The organism is Halopseudomonas sp. (genome assembly GCF_047631575.1).
Lineage (GTDB): Bacteria > Pseudomonadota > Gammaproteobacteria > Pseudomonadales > Pseudomonadaceae > Halopseudomonas.
Genome location: NZ_JBLIAB010000001.1, coordinates 331024 through 348865 on the forward strand (window position 1 = coordinate 331024; position 17842 = coordinate 348865).

Below are 17842 nucleotides of genomic sequence, written 5' to 3' on the forward strand. Positions count from 1 at the left end.
TATCAGATGCTCCCAATTTTTTCGCGGTTGTCGTCAATCCACTTCTGCAGATCAGCGCCAGTCATCCACACGGTATTATTGTCGCTGGAGTAGACGAAACCTTCGGCCACTTTCTTGCCGTCCTTGATCCGTTCTGGCGAGTTGCTCCAATTATTGATTACCGGCAGTATCTTAAAATGTTCTGGATACTCGTAGGTATAATAAGCATCTTCGGCGCTGATCATCTGTTCGTGCAGCTTTTCGCCTGCCCTGATCCCTACTATTTCCTGCCTGGCCTCCGGTGCGACTGTGCGGGCCAGGTCAGTCACCTTCATGGAGGGAATCTTCTTCACGTAGATTTCTCCCCCTTCCATGTCCTCAAAAGCATGCCACACGAGTTCTACGCCCTCTTCCAACGAAATCATGAAGCGGGTCATCCGATCGTCGGTGATCGGCAGTACACCCTTGTCCTTGATCGACATGAAAAAAGGAATCACTGAACCGCGGGAACCCATCACGTTACCGTAACGCACCACTGAGAAGCGCGTACCGTGCTCACCCGCGTAAGAATTACCGGAAACAAATAACTTGTCCGACGTGAGCTTGGTCGCACCATAAAGATTGATTGGGCTGCTGGCCTTGTCTGTCGACAGAGCGACCACGCCCTGAACGCCCTTGTCGATACAGGCATCAATCAGATTCATTGCCCCAAGAACATTAGTCTTGATGCACTCGAAGGGATTGTACTCGGCGGTGGGTACGATCTTGGTAGCTGCTGCGTGAACCACATAATCCACACCATCCAAGGCGCGATAAAGACGATCTTTATCGCGCACATCGCCGATAAAAAATCGGATTCGAGGATCGTCTCCAAATTTTTTCGCCATATCCCATTGTTTCATCTCGTCACGCGAGAAAACAATAATCTTCTTTGGGTTGTACTTGGCAAGGGTCATGGGCACGAAAGTGTTGCCAAAGGAGCCAGTGCCGCCAGTAATGAGAATAGTCTTGTTGTTGAACATATACAGGGCCCTATACGAGCAAATGAGTTTGAATAGCTTCAGCTACACGCCGGTTGGCATCGCGGTCACGCACGCCAAACACCCAAGAGAAATAAGCTTGGCGCTGCTCCGCATACCCGGCAGATTCGTCGATCGCTTTATCAAGAGAGTTGGAAAAATCACAATGGTTTTCAACAAATTCAGACACACCGCAGTCATATAGCCCCAGTAACCGTTCGAGGTCCTCAGGATGCATATTCTCCAGCTGACCCAGCTTCGCTACGTATCCGCGCGAGTATTCCGGTGTTTCAATAAAGTACTGTGGCAAGTCGTAAAATAACGACTCCTCCGCTGGAGAATTAGCATCCGATACAACCAGGTCTGCTACCGCCATGACGGTCGGAAGAGATAAGGACGTCAAGTCGAGTATCGCATTCTTGCGCTGGAGGATAAGCGTTTGGATTCGCTTGAAGCTTGCCCGATCACGCGAGCGAGACGTCAGACTCTGGCTTGGATGTGGCCTTAAGATCAAATTGAAATGCAATGGCGCGGTTCTCACAAGCTGCTCCGCTACGCGCTCCCAGGAGCCAATGCCTCGTCGACTAGGCGTGTACACGATCGTTCGATTGCCAGGATCGAGATTCAGTCTCGACATAAAAACGTTGCGGTATGATTCAGAGCGCTCGGGATACTCGCAAAATGGCAAAAACCCTGTTGCTACCGCATTTAACGCAACTTCGGGAGCGAAACGCTCAATCATGCCTTGCATGCGAGGCCCTATCACACAGAGCAAGTCAAAATGGCTATTTTTCAATAATGCATCGCGGCTCAACATCATGTACGTGCCGTGAAATACCGTGCACTTCTTAGCACGTGTATAAGGCGCAAGGAATGATCCGTATGGCGAACCCGTAACAATCACATCGGCTTTTTTGAGCACGCGATTGCCTTCGGAAAATTGCCCCAGATACCGCGAGTGCCGGGCTGTCTTGAGTTGAGGATAAAGACTGTTTGCTGCCTTTAGCGTAGTGCGCCTGCTGGACACGAAGATACCCGGTAGCTCCGCCGCTACCTGCGCCAGATGAGGAACCGCCTGGAACATCTTCGAGAAATAAACTACTCCGCTGGAGCTCATAGCTCGACCTCCGCCTTTTTCACCACCAACACATCCTCCATGATCAAATACTCCAGATCCGATCCGAAGAACATGTCCAGCGCATCCTTGGGTGAGCAAACCATTGGCTCGCCCCGGCGATTGAGCGAAGTATTAAGCACCACACCATTGCCAGTGACTCGCTCGAGTTCCTTCATCAAATCATAGTAACGCGGATTGTATTCGCGCTTAAGCACCTGGGCCCGAGCCGTACCATCTTCGTGCACGACCTCATGTACTCGGCTCTTCCACTCATCATTCACTTCGAAGGTAAAGGTCATAAAGGGGGACGGGTGATCCATGCCAAGCATTTTCGGGGCGACAGTATCCAGCATCGACGGGCAGAACGGGCGCCAGCGCTCGCGGAACTTGATCTGGGCGTTTATGCGGTCCGCCACGCCCTTTACGCTCGGACAGCCAATGATAGAGCGACCACCTAGTGCACGCGGACCAAATTCCATCCGGCCCTGGAACCAGGCTACCGGATTGCCTTCGTGCAACACCTTGGCGATCTCGCCAGTCACGTCGTCGAGCTTTTCCCATTGGGGGTTGCCCGTATGGCGGGCGCAAGCAGCGATAATATCTTCGTTACTGTAAGAAGGGCCAAGATAAACGTGTTCCATTGTCTCGACCGGCACACCGTTTTGCTCGGAGATATACGCCGCGGCGCCAACAGCCGTACCGGCATCACCTGATGCAGGCTGCACAAATAGTTCTTTCACTTCGGGTCGGGCGATGATGCGTTGATTGAGTTTGACATTCAGCGCGCACCCTCCTGCAAACGCAATCTTGCCGGTTTCACGGAGGATGTCGCCCAAGTAATACTCCATCATCTCCAGCGCTAACTTCTCGAACAGCGCCTGAATGCTGGCGGCGTAGTGGATATAAGGATCATCAGCGATGTCACCCTCGCGCCGCGGACCCAGCCATTCGATCAGCTTGGGCGAGAAGTAGTACCCCTTGCCCTTCTCTTTGTAACGACGGAAACCGATCACGTTGGCGTAGTCGGTATTGATGATCAGCTCGCCGTTCTCGAATTTGGCCAGGCGCGAAAAATCATATTTGCTCGCATCACCGTAGGGCGCCATACCCATGACCTTGAACTCGCCATCGAGCATTTCAAAGCCCAGGTATTCAGTTAGCGCACCGTAGAGGCCACCCAGGGAATCAGGATCGTAGAACTCCTTGATCTTGTGGATCTTGCCATTCTCGCCGTAGCCGAAAAAAGTGGTCGCGTACTCGCCCTTGCCATCAATACCCATGATGGCCGTCTTTTCCTTGAAACCCGAGCAGTGGTAGGCGCTGGAGGCGTGCGCCAGGTGGTGTTCGACTGGCTCAAGACGCACTTTCTTGGCATCGAAACCCAGCTGCTCCAGGCACCAGAGGATCTTCTTGCGATAGCGATTGAAACGGCGATTGCCCATCAGGATGGCATCGAGCGCCCTGTCCGGCGCGTACCAGTAACGTTTGGCGTAGTGCCAGCGGGCCTTGCCGAAGATACTGATGGGTGCAAAGGGAATGGTAACTATGTCGACATCCGCCGGCGTGATGCCCGCCTGCTCGAGACAAAACTTGGCTGACTCGTAGGGCATGCGGTTTTTGGCATGCTTATCCCTCACAAAGCGCTCCTCTTCTACCGCAGCAATCAATTTTCCGTCGATATACAGGGCCGCAGAAGGGTCATGGCTCAATGCGCCGGAGAGTCCGAGAATAATCAGTGCCACAGGTTTCCTCGCTAAAACAGCTGTCATTTACAGAATGATTTTACACGGATCAGGACGCCGTTGCGCCTGTTAGCCGCGCCCAAGAAGAAACACAGGAAACGCCACCATAATCAATCTGCTCAGTGGGGCAGATGCGTTTCCAACCAGGCAGTCAAAGCACTCCCCTGCGGCCAGTTACGCACAAACCTGGCTCGGTCTTTCATCCAGGCCCGATGGTAATCCGCTTCAGCTTTATGGAACTGCATACTGTCCAGATCAATCAACCATACATGCTCCGCGTGCCAGAGCAAATTGGTTGCCTTGAAGTCGCCATGAGTGATGCGCGCCTGGTGCAATCGCGCCAACATGCCCAGGAGCGCATCGCTTTGCTCCGAAGTGGGAACTGATTTGCCGTCAGGACCCAACAGGTCCAGCAAATTCGGTCCGCTACAAAATTCAGTTACCAACCAGGCACGTCGACGCATCCAGCCAAAACGGCTTTCGATCATAGCCAGGGGCGCGGGCGTAGCAATACCCAGAAAGTGCAGCTGGTGCCCAGCGAGCCACGAATGCCAGGCCCTGCTCGGGCGCCAGAAACGGCTCAACCAATGTCCTAGCCCCTTGATGTTGTAACGCTTTATAACTAGCGCACGGCCGCCGGCCTCGACCTGCGTCACGCTGCTGCTGCCACCATCCTTCAGCATCGGAGCCGCCGAAAACGGCTGATCAGGCGCAGCGAGAAGAGGACCCAGGACCGCTGCATGCTCGCGAACGACCGAACTGAATTGCCACCAGGTCATGTGTACCATGAAGTGGCTGCAGTCACGCACCGCCTTGGTCAACCAATCACGTAGTCGGTTTGCCCTTATCCGCTTTACCTGTGCCTGTAGCCGATCCGGATTGAGTGCGCGTTCGGTGTTCACTTGCAGGTATTCAATGAGTAGCAGTTCAATCTTCGCGTCCCAGTGGGAATCAAGCTGGGCAAAAAATATGGACAGATTATCTTCTGCTTCCCGACCGCTAACCGCATAACCAGGGCTTGAAGCCTTGATCGCATCCCCGTCAATGACATACAGCTCATCACCGTAAACGAGAAAATTACCCATATGCAGGTCTAGCTGGGTCAGCCCCGCACGATGCAACAAAGCTATACTGCGCAATGCACGTTTCAACAGAACTATCGCTTCAGGATCCCATGCAACCAGTCGTGATTGACTTTTATCAGCCGGTAATGCCTTCCAGTATTGTTGCAGCGTCTCAGCGCCGGCAAGGTAGTCGGTACACAGAAAATAACCACCACCATCCAGCTCACCGGATGCAACTACCTTGGGAGTGAGAATATGCGCCTGCTCAAGCAGCATCAGGCCATCGACCTCTCGCTGCCAATGCCGCATGGCACGGGGAGCAATAAACAACTTCACCAATACAGGCCGACCGAGAAGCTCGCCAGCTCCTACCAGGCGCTGTCGAGGCAGCACACGCAGCCAGTCGAAAATAATAAGATCGCCCGATGAAGTAACTATTTTCATCGGTAGTGGAGGCTCTCGTCCACTGCGTCTTAAAGTATGGATGCTCACAGGCATCACGCTTTGCCCTTTTTTCGATCAGTGATCTGAACAAGCAACTGGCGTGAGCGCGAGCTAGGCTGTTGCTTTCCCAGGTAGGCGAGCAAAAACCGCAGCTTCTGGCCACGAGTAGCGACCGGGCTTCGACGCAGAAGACTGCGAAGATCTCTGATCTTGTCGCGCTCACCAAACCAGGCTGGACGGGTCTCGACCAGATCAATCAGTCTTGCTCCGGCCCCGTCGTCGTCAAGTTTGAGAAAAAGGTGCTTTGGATAAAGATTATTGTGCATACGCTCAGCGTTATGCAGCGCCCGCACCAACGCTGCGGCAGCCAGAATCAGATCCTGTCTGTCACGCCATGCCAACGTCTCCCATTGATCAAACCAGTAAGTAAGTGGCTTGTATATGTCCAGAGCACGGGTAAGAAGAATGGCCTGCTGATGACCCTGCTGCCTGCGTTGGTCAAAAAAAGCCGTTTCCAGCGCGGGAATGCCCAAATGTGCGAAAAGTTGAATGGCACGGAACTCACGGGCGAAAGTCGGTTCTCCCAACGGATGTCTGAGGCTTCGAACCAGTTGATGGTTCTGCCGTTTGAGGTAAAAGCTTTGTGATTCACCGTTGGCGTCTTCGAGGTCAATCCGAATAACTTTTTTCCAGCCCTTGTCACGTTTTGCAATATCGGTACCGTCGGAGGTGCTGTAACACCAGAGAGCCTCGAAGCTATCCAGCCCATGGCGGGCGAGAACATCCCGTGCATTGACTGCAATAAATGCGGATTCGATCATTCTCTACCCCTGAAAAAACCGACTACCGCCCTGATACGTTTTCTGTCCGCAGCATTCAGACAGTCTCGCTGGGAATAATCATGGTAAAAACGCAATCGCTGGGTTCGCGACAGTACCTGTTTGCCCAGCTTGTCCAGGCAGGCCAGATCCTTGACGATACGGTATTCGAGCAGCGGCCCCCACCAGAAACTACCACTGGGGCAATCGATCATGAATACATCCGGGTAAGGTTTTTCATCGACCAGAATATTGCGCCACTTGAGATCGTTATGCGCAAACCCCTGATCATGCATCATCCGTGTCGCATGGGCGATCTGGCGTGAAACGTGGTTAACCCACGCGCGAATATGAAAACGGGGGTCGGCGCTTTTGGCGATATTAGCCAAATCAGCCGTATCCGCCAGATCCTGAGTAACCAAGGCCCCTCGATAGAACGCGCCGTTGCGACGCTCCAGCCCGAAGCCGACAATAATGGCAGACGGGATACCCCAAGCCTGGAAGTGCTGAAGATTCTCCCACTCGGCCTGAATACGCGCCCTGCCAACATAACGCCGAAGGTTCTTGCCCGCTCCCGTGTAGCGTTTAACGTAGTAAAAACGACCACCCACCCATACCTTGTGGACCGTGCTGATCAAGTCGCTGGTGATGTGTTCGCCTTCTAGGGCAAAGACCGTATCAAGATCGGCAAACAGCTGACCGCTGACGCCCGTTGCATACTCGGGATTAAGCGTCCAGCCAGTCATGCAGCCCCATCCTTGGCATACTTGCGCTCGAACCGAGACTGGAGCTGATCAGCTTTTTTGTCCAGCTTTGCCAACAGTGTGGCTTCTTCGGCCAGCACCTGTCGAAGCGGTCGATCAAAATAGGTCTGCAGAAACCGCAGCTTGTCCCGCCGGGTCAGACCAATGTTCAGCGCCGAGAAGTACAGACCGGCCAGATCCTTGTCACGCCAACGGCGAGGAACCCGTGGACGAATCTGGGCCCGATGCAGATCAATAAGCGATAGCCGGAAATTGTCCGCGGTGGGTGGCTGATCGATATGCAACAAGAAATGGCAGATATAACAATCACGGTGGTTCACGCCCGCCTGATGCATGCGACGGGTCATACGGGCCACTTCAGTGATCAGCGCCCACTTAAGGGTGACCAGCGGGGCGACAAAACGCCAGTCAAGGCTGAAGTCCTCGAGACTGATGGTCGGCGCCAGCTCTTCAGTAATAATGAATGAGTGTCGGGTCGCCGGGTTGGCGCCGCGCTCGCCGAAGGCAACGGCCGTCATGGTTTCAACACCGGCGTTAGTCAATGCGTGGATCGCTTGCCATTCCTGCTCAGCGCCCAGCACCGGACGTTTTAGCGTAGACAAGTTCTTCAGGATCTCGGCCCAGCCGACACCCCGATGAATCTTGACAAAATACCCCTGCCCTTCAACTTCTGTACGCAAGGTCCTGCGGGCCTCCAGCTCACGAAAAATATCACCTTGGAGACATTCGACCTGGATAAAGGGATCCTTACCCGCCCAAAGCGTAATAAAAGGTTCGGACAAGTGAAGAGTCAAACCATCTCTCCCAATATCACATCCGCTGCCCGTTCCGGCAGACTGTAAAGATCCGCACGTGCGGCAAACGCCAACGCATTATCATGCCAGCGAAGGCGAACCTCTGTGTCTTCAAGAACCTGCCGCACCGTTTCGTTAAAGTGCCGCTGCTGAAAAGGAGTGGGAATCACACGGCCACAATCGGCCTCTTCGATATAATGCGCGTACCCACACACGTCTGTAACCAACACTGGTAGCCCTGCTACCAGTGCTTCCAGTAAAACGGTGCCGGTATTTTCATTGTAGGCTGGATGCAACAGCAGGTCCGCCCCCAGGAGAAACCTCGGCACATCATCGCGGCCACTCAGAAAGCTAATCTGATCGCTTACCCCCGCCGACCGAGCCTGTATCTGGAAAGCTCTGGCATCGTCCTGGCCGATGATCATCAATCGCGTTCGCTTGCGCAAAGCATCAGGCAGGCTGGCGAGCGCTGCGATGGAGCGATCCAGACCCTTGGTCTTAAAGCCGGAGCCAACCTGAAGCAATAACAGGTCGTCCACCGACAGGCCATATTCGGCGCGGAAAGCCGCGCGCTGAATTACGGCATCGGGTGGAGCCCGACGATCGGGCGCTATACCCGGCGGTAACAGATGGAACCGATCCTCGGGGGTACGGTAGTGCTTCATGAACAAAGGTTTTTGTACCTCTGAAATCATCAGAATCTCGGTACCACGCTCCGGGGCAAATACAGCCTTCTCGTACTCGGCAAAATGCCGGTACCTGGCCCAGTAGCGGTAAAGCGGATTACGCAGGGTTTGCGCTTTATGCTCGAAACAGGGGTCTGCAGCATAGTAAACATCCAGTCCCGGCATCTTGTTGAAACCCACAACACGATCAACTGGATGCTTTGCCAGATGACTCTGCACCCAGGTGGTAAATTTTTCGTTACGACGATGGTTGGAAAATGCCTTCACTGGGACGACCAGCACCTCAAACCCCTCGGGCACATCACCTTCCCAGATCAACGTGTACACCCTAATCCGGTGACCCCGATCCTGGCAAACACGAGCAATACGCATGAAATCACGCTGCAGGCCACCGAAGGGAAAATATTTGTACAGCACAAAAGCCAATTGCATCAGAGCACTCTCTCAGGAGACAGCAAACCTTCAAGACGAATCATCACTCGCTCGGGCGGCAGTCGGGTAAAGCATAGCGGTTGCTCACGGCGCAGGTCGAACTGGCGCGCATCATCAGGCGTAGGTGCATAGACGCAACGCTTCTGCATGCAGGGAGCGCAAGGGAAGTCGCTGCTCATATGAACCTGAGAATGGCCATAGGCCCCAGTAAAGCCAGCGTTAGTCGGACCGAAAAGAGAGATGCCGGGCACATCAAGTGCCGCAGCCAAATGACCCAGTCCGGTATCAACCGCCACGCAGGCATTCGCTCCGGCAATGATACGAGCCACTCCAGCCAACTGCATTGGCGGCAATACCTGCACACCATCGAGATCCACAGCAATTCGCTCAGCGCGTGCTTTTTCCGCGGGGTTACCCCAGGGCAGACGTACCTCGAGGTTACGTTCTATAGCCAGCTCGGCCAACCTTCGCCAATACAGTTCAGGCCAGTGCTTGGATGCCCAAGTAGTACCATGTAAAAACAATACATAGGGCGCCGCGCCCGGAGCACCAATAAAGTAGGTGCGATCCAGGCCATAGTCACCGATAACCGCGGGCACCCGATAACCCAGCGCCGTTGCGAAGAGCTGGCGCACTCTCTCCACCGCATGTTGCCCCCAAGGTACATCTATACCGCGATCATAAAAGCGGCTGGCCAGGGGTTCGCGGGCCGAAATGCGATCCAGCCCAACAACAGGGCCTTGCGCATAACGAGTCAGCAGCGCGCTCTTAAGCAACCCCTGCGCATCGATAACGAGGTCGTAGGGCGTGCTTTTCAGACGCTGACGGAGGTTCTTCCACTCTCCGCTGCGCAGGGTTTTCCAAGGGTTCTTTCGCCAACGGCGAATGGCGACAGGAATGACTTGAGCCACTGCGGGATGCCAGGCTGGAATTTCAGCGAAGCCTTCTTCCACTACCCAGTCAAACTCGATATCGGGAATAGCCCGGCGCGCATCAGTCAGTGCCGGCAATGTATGAATCACATCACCCATCGAAGAGGTCTTGATCACCAGCACGCGCACGAGTCAGGGATCCTGCGGATCGGCGAGTGGGTCGCCGACTAAACGATCCAACCCGGCAACCACCCGATCGGGGCGTAGATCACGCAGGCAATTATAGTGGCCAAAACGACAAGTCCGATCGAAGCACGGACTGCACTCAAGCCCAAGCTGCAGGGTCTCTACATCAGTAGCCAACGGTGGCGTGAAAGCCGGAGATGTGGAGCCATAGACGGCCACTAGTGGCTTGTCCAGAGCCGCTGCCACGTGCATCAGGCCCGAGTCATTGCTGACCACCGCGCTCGCGCAAGACAGTAGATCGATCGCCTCAGCCAGACTGGTATCGCCCGACAGATTGACTGATTCCTCGCGCAGCCCGGGTATAAGCCGCTGCCGGATGTCCTCGCCAACCGGATGGTCCTTCTTCGATCCAAATAACCATACCTGCCAGCCCTGACGAATCTTTTCATCCGCTACAGCGGCATAGTGCTCTGAAGGCCAGCGCTTGGATTCGCCAAACTCCGCACCAGGGCATAGCGCGAGCACAGGTCTGTCCAGCGCGAGTCCAAAACGCATCAGCGCAGCATCACGGCTGACATTCTCGATTTGCAGCGCAGGTCGAGGATAGGGCTCGGTCAAAGCAGCGTTCGGCATGAACGCCAACGCCATAAATCGCTCGATCATCAGCGGGTATCGCGTCTTGTCGAGCACGCGCAGATCGTTCAGCAGGCCATAACGCATTTCGCCACGCCAACCCGTGCGTTTGGGAATACCTGCGAAGAACGGCACCAGCGCAGACTTCAGCGAATTGGGTAATACGATAGCCTGATCGTAGCGCCCAGCCAGCTGCTTCCCTATACGACGCCGGGTTCCGAGCTCCAGCGCGCCATGGCCAAGAGGGAAGCTCAGTGCCTGATGCACTTCAGGCATCCGCTCGAGAATCGGCCGGCTCCACTCGGGAGCCAGCACGTCGATCTGACAATCCGGACCATGCTGCGACTTCAGACAGGCGAACAGTGTCTGTGCCATGACCATGTCGCCCACCCAGCTGGGTCCTACGATAAGAATATTCACCGGCGCGTAACTAGCCACTTATCCGACAAGCGTCCGCCACTCAGGATGCGCGGTGCTCTTACCGTTGACCAGATCAAAGTAGCCTTTTTGCAGCTTCTCGGTAATTGGGCCACGATGACCGGCACCGATCTGACGACAATCGAGCTCACGGATTGGGGTTACTTCAGCAGCTGTACCGGTAAAAAAGGCTTCATCAGCAATATAAACCTCATCGCGGGTAATGCGCTTTTCAACGATTGGAATATCCAACTCGCGCGCAAGAGTGAGAACTGTGCTGCGAGTGATACCGTTCAGGCAGGCAGTCACCTCGGGGGTATAGATCACACCTGCCTTGATGATGAAGATGTTCTCGCCAGAACCTTCCGCCACATAGCCTTCGGGATCAAGCAACAATGCTTCGTCGGCGCCCGCGGAAACCGCTTCCTGCAGCGCGAGCATGGAGTTCATGTAGGCGCCGCTGGCCTTGGCCCGGGTCATCGTGATGTTCACATGATGGCGGGTAAAGGAGCTGGTACGTATCTTAATACCTTGCTCCAGCGCTTCTTCGCCCATGTATGCGCCCCAATGCCAGGCAGCAACCGTGACATGAACCTTGAGATTGTCAGCGCGGATACCCATGCCTTCCGAGCCGTAGAAGGCCAACGGGCGAATGTAGGCCGTTTCAAGATTATTGTCGCGGACCGAGGCAATCATCGCTTGCTTGATCTGCTCCTTGGTAAAAGGAATCTTCATACCCATGATATGGGCCGAGTCAAACAGCCGATCAGCATGCGCATCCAGACGAAATATCGCCGTACCATTGGGCGTCTTGTAGGCACGCACACCTTCGAATACAGCCATGCCGTAGTGCAGCGAATGCGTCAGCACATGAATATTGGCTTCGCGCCAAGGCACCATTTCACCGTCAAACCAGATAAAACCATCACGATCGGCCATCGACATTGCAGCCCGCTCCATAATATTGGGTTGTTCTAAATTCGTTTTTCTTGATTCGAACGTATTAGCGCACTCTCCCTTGCCGGGAGACGCAGCCAAGCCTTACCGTCTCTAGTCGGGCAGCCACTGTTGCCAGAGAGCCATGACGGCGCGGCGGAAATCATGAAACTGGTCGCCACTCACTTTACCTGGCTGCTTTTGCAATGCCAGGCGGTGGGCTGCTGCGCGATAGGCTTTGTAAGCCTCCTGCAGACGCTGTACGTCTTCACCGGACACTAGTCCGGCATCCCGCAGCCCATCGAGTATTCGGATGTTGTCGGTATACCGCAGCAATTCGGGGTGCTGGCACGACCAAACCAGGACGGCATATTGCACCATAAATTCGATGTCGACGATACCTCCAGCGTCCTGCTTGAGATCAAACAGCACATCTTCAGTAAAAGCGGACGGGTCAAACCCCGCTTTGGTGCCCTTGGTACCCAGATTATCGCGCATTTTCTGCCGCATCCCGGCGACCTCGGCTCGCAGTGCTGCCTCGTCACGAGGCTTACCTAGCACTTCGGCGCGCAGCACATGAAAACGATGACTGAGCCGCTTGCATCCAGCCAACACCCTGGCCCGAACCAGCGCCTGATGCTCCCAGGTCCAGGCTTCATCACGCTGATAGCGCGCGAAGGAGGCCAAGGAACTGACCAGCAGACCGGACTCGCCGGAGGGCCGCAGCCGCATATCAACTTCATACAGCGCGCCTGACGTAGTTTGCGCATTAAGCATGTGAATAATGCGCTGACCCAATCGGGTAAAGAACCGACTACCGTCGATCGGGCGTGGGCCATCGGTCTCAGCCTGGCCGTCGCCATCGTGAAGGAATACCAGATCCAGGTCAGAGCCGTGGCCCAGCTCGATACCGCCCACCTTGCCGTAACCAAGGATCACAAAATCCATTTCACAGTCGGAGCCATCCGCGCGTTTAGGCTTACCGTGTCGCAGAGTCATTTCACGCCAGGCCAACTGCAGAACCTGCTGCAATATGGCCTCGGCAATCCACGTCAGGTAGTCGCTAACCTTCATCAGCGGCAGACTGCCGGCGATTTCCGAAGCAGCCACCCGCAGCACATGGGCGCGCCTGAAATAGCGAAGCACTTCCATCTGCTGCTCCAGATCATCCTCGGGGATGCGCATCAGCTGTTGGCGCAACTCATCGACCAGCTCTTCGGTTTCCGGCGGACGATACAGACGTCCAGCGTTCAGCAGCTCATCCAGCACAACCGGGTAGCGCGTGATCTGCTCAGCAATCCAGGGGCTGGCCGAACACAGCACCAGCAACTCGCGCAAGGCGCCAGGATTTTCAGTCAGCAGCAACAGATAGGCCGAGCGCCTGGCCACGGCTTCGACCAGAGGCATAACTCGCTCAAGCGCCAGATCAGGATCATCCTGTTCGCTCGCCATACCCAACAGGCGCGGCACAAACACATCCAACCGCTCACGACCCAGTCGCTGCATAGACTTGACCCGACCCGAATGGAGCAGACCACCCAATTTGCGCCAGGCTTCCTCCGGCTCACGAAAGCCACCCGAGCGCAGCTGTTCGATGGCCTGCTCAGGATCAGCGCTTTCCCACACCGGTATCCATTCGGCGTGCCAACCAGGCTCCTCATCTTGATCCTCGTCCGGGTCGGCGATCACCGCGGCAAAATGCATAGCGACACACCGTCGGTGAACCTCCAGGGTTTCACGGAAGCTCTGCCAATCGGCGAACCCAAGCACGTAAGCGACACGCGTACGACCCTGACTGTCAGTCGGCAACATCTGGGTCTGGCGGTCGTCTATAGCCTGCAAGGCATGCTCAACATCACGCAGCAGCAGATACGCTGCCTTGAGCTCTTTCACCGCCACAGAAGGCAGGTAGCCGTTGGCCGCGAGCACATCGAGCACAGCCAGTATCGGCCGCTGCTGCAGCGCACGTTCGCGGCCACCATGGATCAACTGAAAGGCCTGACCAATGAATTCGATCTCGCGAATACCACCCGAACCCAGCTTGACGTTATCTTGCAGCCCCTTGCGCTGCACCTCGCGCTGAATCATCAGCTTGAGACTGCGCAACGCCTCTATGGCAGCAAAATCCAGGTAGCGCCGGTAGACAAAAGGCTTGAGCATGGCTTGCAGCTCCGCACCCGCTTTCTGGTCGCCGGCAACCACGCGCGCCTTGATCATGGCATAACGTTCCCAGTCCCGACCCTGGTTCTGGTAATACTGCTCCAGCGCATCGAAGCTGAATACCAGGGCGCCACTATCACCGTAGGGCCGCAGTCGCATATCCACGCGAAATACAAAGCCGTCAACCGTGATCGCATCCAACGCCTTGATCAGCCGCTGCCCAACTCGGATAAAAAACTCCTGATTGGAGATACTGCGGCGCCCACCGCGGGTCTCACCCGCCTCAGGGTAAGCGAATATCAGGTCAATATCCGAAGAGAGATTAAGCTCACGAGCGCCCAACTTGCCCATACCCAGCACAACGAGATGCTGAGGCTCACCGATCTCATTTACCGGGGTACCTTGGGTCGCGCAGGTATCAATATAAAGCCATTGGTAGGCGGCTTCGAGACAGTTGTCGGCCATGTCGGACAAATCGCGCACCGTTTCAGCCGTGTTGGCGTGGCGCGTCAGATCGCGCCAGATTATCCGCACTTGCTGCTCCTGACGGAATCGACGCAACGCCTGGGCCAGCGCGTCTTCACGGTCTACCCCATCAAGGGCCCGTGTTAGCATGCCTTGCATCTCATCCTTGGCCAGTGGACGCCATAACAGATCATCGCTAGTCAGTCTCCAGGTCATACCCGGATCACGGCGCAATTGCTCGGCGACAAAATCGCTGCCAGCGAGCACATGACGCAACTCAGTCATAAATTCTTCGCCTAACTCTTCCGGGCGTCCCAACGCTTCCTGCGCAGCCGCTACGTGCAACTGCTCCAGATGATGATCAACCAGAGACTGAAGAGAAATAGGGAGGGCCGAAGGCGGAGAGAAAACCATGGTCTATCCTGTAGCAATGACGATGGTGCAGCTTGCCATGGCAGCATCAGATGGAAAAGAGCCAGAAACCGGAACCGACCGGTCATATTGTAGTTTTACTACCAAATAACCGCGAAAAAAGCTATATAATCTGTTTTTTTATGTAGTTATACTACAAATACCGCCTATAACACCCGTCAGTCCGAGTCGGCTATTTACTGCCACGACTGATTTGGCCCACAAGGTCTGGAGCTAATAATGAAGCAGGACGATATCGACCCACTTGAAACCCAGGAATGGCTCGACTCACTCGAATCCGTACTTGATAACGAAGGCGAAGACCGCGCGCACTACCTGATCACCCGCCTAGGCGAACTGGCAAGTCGTAGCGGTACACCGCTGCCGTACGCCATCACCACGCCATATCGCAATACCATCCCGGTCGCCCATGAATCACCGATGCCCGGCGACCTGTTCATGGAGCGGCGTATCCGTTCGATGGTCCGATGGAACGCCCTGGCCATGGTTATGCGCACCAATCAGCAGGACCCTGATCTGGGCGGACATATCTCCACTTTCGCTTCGAGTGCCACGCTGTACGATATCGGCTTCAACTATTTCTTCAAGGCACCCACTGATGAACATGGCGGTGACCTGGTGTTCTTTCAGGGTCACGCCTCTCCGGGTATATATGCCCGTGCATTTCTCGAAGGTCGGATCTCCGAAGATCAGCTGAACAACTTCCGCCAGGAAACCGGTGGCAAAGGTCTTTCGTCCTACCCCCACCCTTGGCTGATGCCCGATTTCTGGCAGTTTCCCACCGTATCCATGGGCCTGGGCCCGATTCAAGCAATCTACCAAGCGCGCTTTATGAAATACCTCGAGCACCGCGGATTCATCGAGCCCGGCAAACAGAAAGTCTGGTGCTTCGTGGGCGACGGCGAAACCGACGAGCCAGAATCACTCGGCGCTATCTCCCTGGCCGGCCGCGAAAAGCTCGACAACCTGATTTTCGTGATCAATTGCAATCTGCAACGTTTGGATGGCCCGGTGCGCGGCAACGGCAAGATTATCCAGGAACTAGAGGGCAGTTTTCGCGGGGCCGATTGGAACGTGATCAAGGTCATCTGGGGGCGCATGTGGGATCCACTCCTGGCACGCGACCATGACGGTCTGCTACAGCAGCGCATGGAAGAAGCCGTGGATGGTGATTACCAGAATTACAAAGCCAATGACGGTGCTTATGTACGCGAGCACTTCTTTGGCGCACGGCCTGAGCTACAGGACATGGTCAAGGATCTAACCGACGCGGAGGTGTGGAAACTCAATCGCGGTGGCCACGACCCCTACAAGGTGTATGCGGCCTACCACGCAGCCGTGAACCACAGCGGCCAACCGACCGTCATTCTGGCCAAGACCATCAAAGGCTACGGTACGGGCGCGGGTCAGGGTCAGAATACCGCCCACAACACCAAGAAAGTCGATATCGACAGTCTGAAATTATTCCGCGACCGCTTTGACATTCCGGTCAATGACAAGGACCTGGAAAAATTGCCTTTTTATAAGCCCGAGGAAGGCAGCGCCGAATACAAATACCTGCATTCCAGACGCGAAAAACTGGGCGGCTACATGCCCCAGCGTCGCATGGAAAGCTTCAAGGTCACGGTACCTCCGCTGGATACGCTCAAGGCAATCCTCGACGGCAGTGGTGATCGAGAAATCTCCACTACCATGGCTTTTGTCCGAATCCTCTCGCAACTGGTCAAGGACAAGGAGCTGGGCTCCCGAATCGTACCCATAGTGCCTGACGAAGCCCGCACCTTCGGCATGGAAGGCATGTTTCGCCAGCTGGGTATTTACTCTTCGGTTGGCCAGCTGTACGAGCCCGTCGACAAGAATCAGGTGATGTTTTATCGCGAGGACAAAAAGGGCCAGATCCTAGAAGAAGGCATCAACGAGGCCGGCGCAATGTCCAGCTGGATAGCCGCCGCCACTGCGTACAGCACCTACAATCAGCCCATGCTGCCGTTTTATATCTTCTATTCGATGTTCGGTTTTCAGCGTATTGGCGATCTAGCCTGGGCCGCCGGTGACAGTCGCGCCAAGGGCTTTCTGATTGGTGGCACCGCCGGGCGCACCACACTCAACGGTGAAGGACTGCAACACGAAGACGGCCACAGCCACATCCTGGCCTCCACCATTCCCAATTGCCGCAGCTACGATCCGACTTATGGCTATGAACTTGCGGTGATCATCCGCGAAGGCGCGCGTCGAATGATGGAGGAGCAGGAAAACGTCTACTTTTACTTGACCGTGATGAACGAAGCCTACGTGCAACCGCCGATGCCCAAGAGCAAGGACGTTGAGGAAGGCATCATGCGCGGTATGTATCTGCTGCAGGAAACGAAAAAGCCCGCAGCGCTGCACGTGCAACTGCTCGGTAGCGGTACCATTTTGCGTGAAGTAATTGAAGCAGCGGAGATCCTCAAGAAACAGTTCAAGGTGACCGCTGACATCTGGAGCGTCACCAGTTTCAACGAATTGCGCCGTGATGGACTCGACGTCGAGCGCTGGAACCGGTTACATCCGACCAAAACCGATCGCGTCAGCTTTGTCGAACTTAACCTGGCCAAGCGCAAGGGACCGGTGATTGCCTCCACCGACTACATGAAACTCTTTGCTGATCAGATTCGCCAATGGGTCCCCGGTATCTACAAGGTGCTGGGCACAGATGGCTTTGGTCGCAGCGACAGTCGCAGCAAGCTGCGGCATTTCTTCGAGGTAGACCGGAACTGGGTAGCCTACAGCGCCTTGGTTGCGCTGGTGGAGTCCGGCGACCTGGAACCCAAGGTGCTCAGCGATGCGCTGAAATCCTTCGGTATCGATCCTGGCAAGACCAACCCGCTGGACTGCTGAGGAGA

General features: G+C 55.3%; 13 protein-coding genes. 1 reads left to right on the plus strand and 12 read right to left on the minus strand.

The window, feature by feature from the left end; genetic code table 11:
- Positions 1-2: 2 nt before the first annotated feature.
- The 12 genes from pseB to glnE all read right to left on the minus strand — a co-directional run bounded on the left by pseB (position 3) and on the right by glnE (position 14942).
- Entirely contained in the window at positions 3-1001 is a 999-nt protein-coding gene (gene pseB / locus ACJAXR_RS01635) for a UDP-N-acetylglucosamine 4,6-dehydratase (inverting) (RefSeq protein WP_415056507.1), read from the minus strand.
- A gap of 10 nt (positions 1002-1011) precedes the next feature.
- On the minus strand, positions 1012-1920 hold the full coding sequence (locus tag ACJAXR_RS01640; RefSeq protein ID WP_415056508.1) for a hypothetical protein: 909 nt from the start codon (positions 1918-1920) through the stop codon (positions 1012-1014).
- A gap of 191 nt (positions 1921-2111) precedes the next feature.
- Positions 2112-3857, minus strand: coding sequence for a carbamoyltransferase (locus ACJAXR_RS01645; protein WP_415056509.1), 1746 nt, complete (start codon positions 3855-3857; stop codon positions 2112-2114).
- Positions 3858-3976: 119 nt separating this feature from the next.
- Entirely contained in the window at positions 3977-5365 is a 1389-nt protein-coding gene (locus ACJAXR_RS01650; RefSeq protein WP_415056510.1) for a lipopolysaccharide kinase InaA family protein, read from the minus strand.
- Between the two features lie 53 nt (positions 5366-5418).
- A complete protein-coding gene (locus ACJAXR_RS01655; RefSeq protein WP_415056511.1) occupies positions 5419-6186 on the minus strand; it encodes a lipopolysaccharide kinase InaA family protein in 768 nt (255 codons plus the stop codon).
- Positions 6183-6929 carry a lipopolysaccharide kinase InaA family protein gene (locus ACJAXR_RS01660; protein WP_415056512.1) on the minus strand — a complete coding sequence of 249 codons (747 nt, stop codon included), beginning with the start codon at positions 6927-6929 and terminating at the stop codon, positions 6183-6185. Before ACJAXR_RS01660 ends, ACJAXR_RS01655 begins: the two co-directional genes overlap by 4 nt.
- On the minus strand, positions 6926-7741 hold the full coding sequence (gene rfaP / locus ACJAXR_RS01665; RefSeq protein WP_415056513.1) for a lipopolysaccharide core heptose(I) kinase RfaP: 816 nt from the start codon (positions 7739-7741) through the stop codon (positions 6926-6928). Before rfaP ends, ACJAXR_RS01660 begins: the two co-directional genes overlap by 4 nt.
- A complete protein-coding gene (locus ACJAXR_RS01670) occupies positions 7738-8859 on the minus strand; it encodes a glycosyltransferase family 4 protein (protein ID WP_415056514.1) in 1122 nt (373 codons plus the stop codon). Before ACJAXR_RS01670 ends, rfaP begins: the two co-directional genes overlap by 4 nt.
- A complete protein-coding gene (waaC, locus tag ACJAXR_RS01675; RefSeq protein WP_415056515.1) occupies positions 8859-9920 on the minus strand; it encodes a lipopolysaccharide heptosyltransferase I in 1062 nt (353 codons plus the stop codon). Before waaC ends, ACJAXR_RS01670 begins: the two co-directional genes overlap by 1 nt.
- Before the next feature lie 3 nt (positions 9921-9923).
- Complete coding sequence (gene waaF / locus ACJAXR_RS01680) at positions 9924-10970, minus strand: lipopolysaccharide heptosyltransferase II (protein ID WP_415056516.1); 1047 nt, start codon at positions 10968-10970, stop codon at positions 9924-9926.
- A gap of 18 nt (positions 10971-10988) precedes the next feature.
- A complete protein-coding gene (locus tag ACJAXR_RS01685; RefSeq protein WP_415056517.1) occupies positions 10989-11912 on the minus strand; it encodes a branched-chain amino acid transaminase in 924 nt (307 codons plus the stop codon).
- 105 nt (positions 11913-12017) lie between these two features.
- Complete coding sequence (gene glnE / locus ACJAXR_RS01690) at positions 12018-14942, minus strand: bifunctional [glutamate--ammonia ligase]-adenylyl-L-tyrosine phosphorylase/[glutamate--ammonia-ligase] adenylyltransferase (protein ID WP_415056518.1); 2925 nt, start codon at positions 14940-14942, stop codon at positions 12018-12020.
- Positions 14943-15179: 237 nt separating this feature from the next.
- Here glnE and aceE point away from each other — a divergent pair, with 237 nt between their 5' ends.
- A complete protein-coding gene (gene aceE / locus ACJAXR_RS01695; RefSeq protein WP_415056519.1) occupies positions 15180-17837 on the plus strand; it encodes a pyruvate dehydrogenase (acetyl-transferring), homodimeric type in 2658 nt (885 codons plus the stop codon).
- The last annotated feature ends 5 nt before the right edge of the window (positions 17838-17842 follow it).

Bases quoted from the DNA above. Each gene is read 5' to 3' on its own strand.
- ACJAXR_RS01655 (WP_415056511.1), bottom strand. From the start codon at position 6,186: ATGATCGAATCCGCATTTATTGCAGTCAATGCACGGGATGTTCTCGCC.
- pseB (WP_415056507.1), bottom strand. From the start codon at position 1,001: ATGTTCAACAACAAGACTATTCTCATTACTGGCGGCACTGGCTCCTTT.
- ACJAXR_RS01650 (WP_415056510.1), bottom strand. From the start codon at position 5,365: ATGAAAATAGTTACTTCATCGGGCGATCTTATTATTTTCGACTGGCTG.
- ACJAXR_RS01660 (WP_415056512.1), bottom strand. From the start codon at position 6,929: ATGACTGGCTGGACGCTTAATCCCGAGTATGCAACGGGCGTCAGCGGT.
- ACJAXR_RS01685 (WP_415056517.1), bottom strand. From the start codon at position 11,912: ATGTCGATGGCCGATCGTGATGGTTTTATCTGGTTTGACGGTGAAATG.
- aceE (WP_415056519.1), top strand. From the start codon at position 15,180: ATGAAGCAGGACGATATCGACCCACTTGAAACCCAGGAATGGCTCGAC.
- glnE (WP_415056518.1), bottom strand. From the start codon at position 14,942: ATGGTTTTCTCTCCGCCTTCGGCCCTCCCTATTTCTCTTCAGTCTCTG.
- ACJAXR_RS01670 (WP_415056514.1), bottom strand. From the start codon at position 8,859: ATGCAATTGGCTTTTGTGCTGTACAAATATTTTCCCTTCGGTGGCCTG.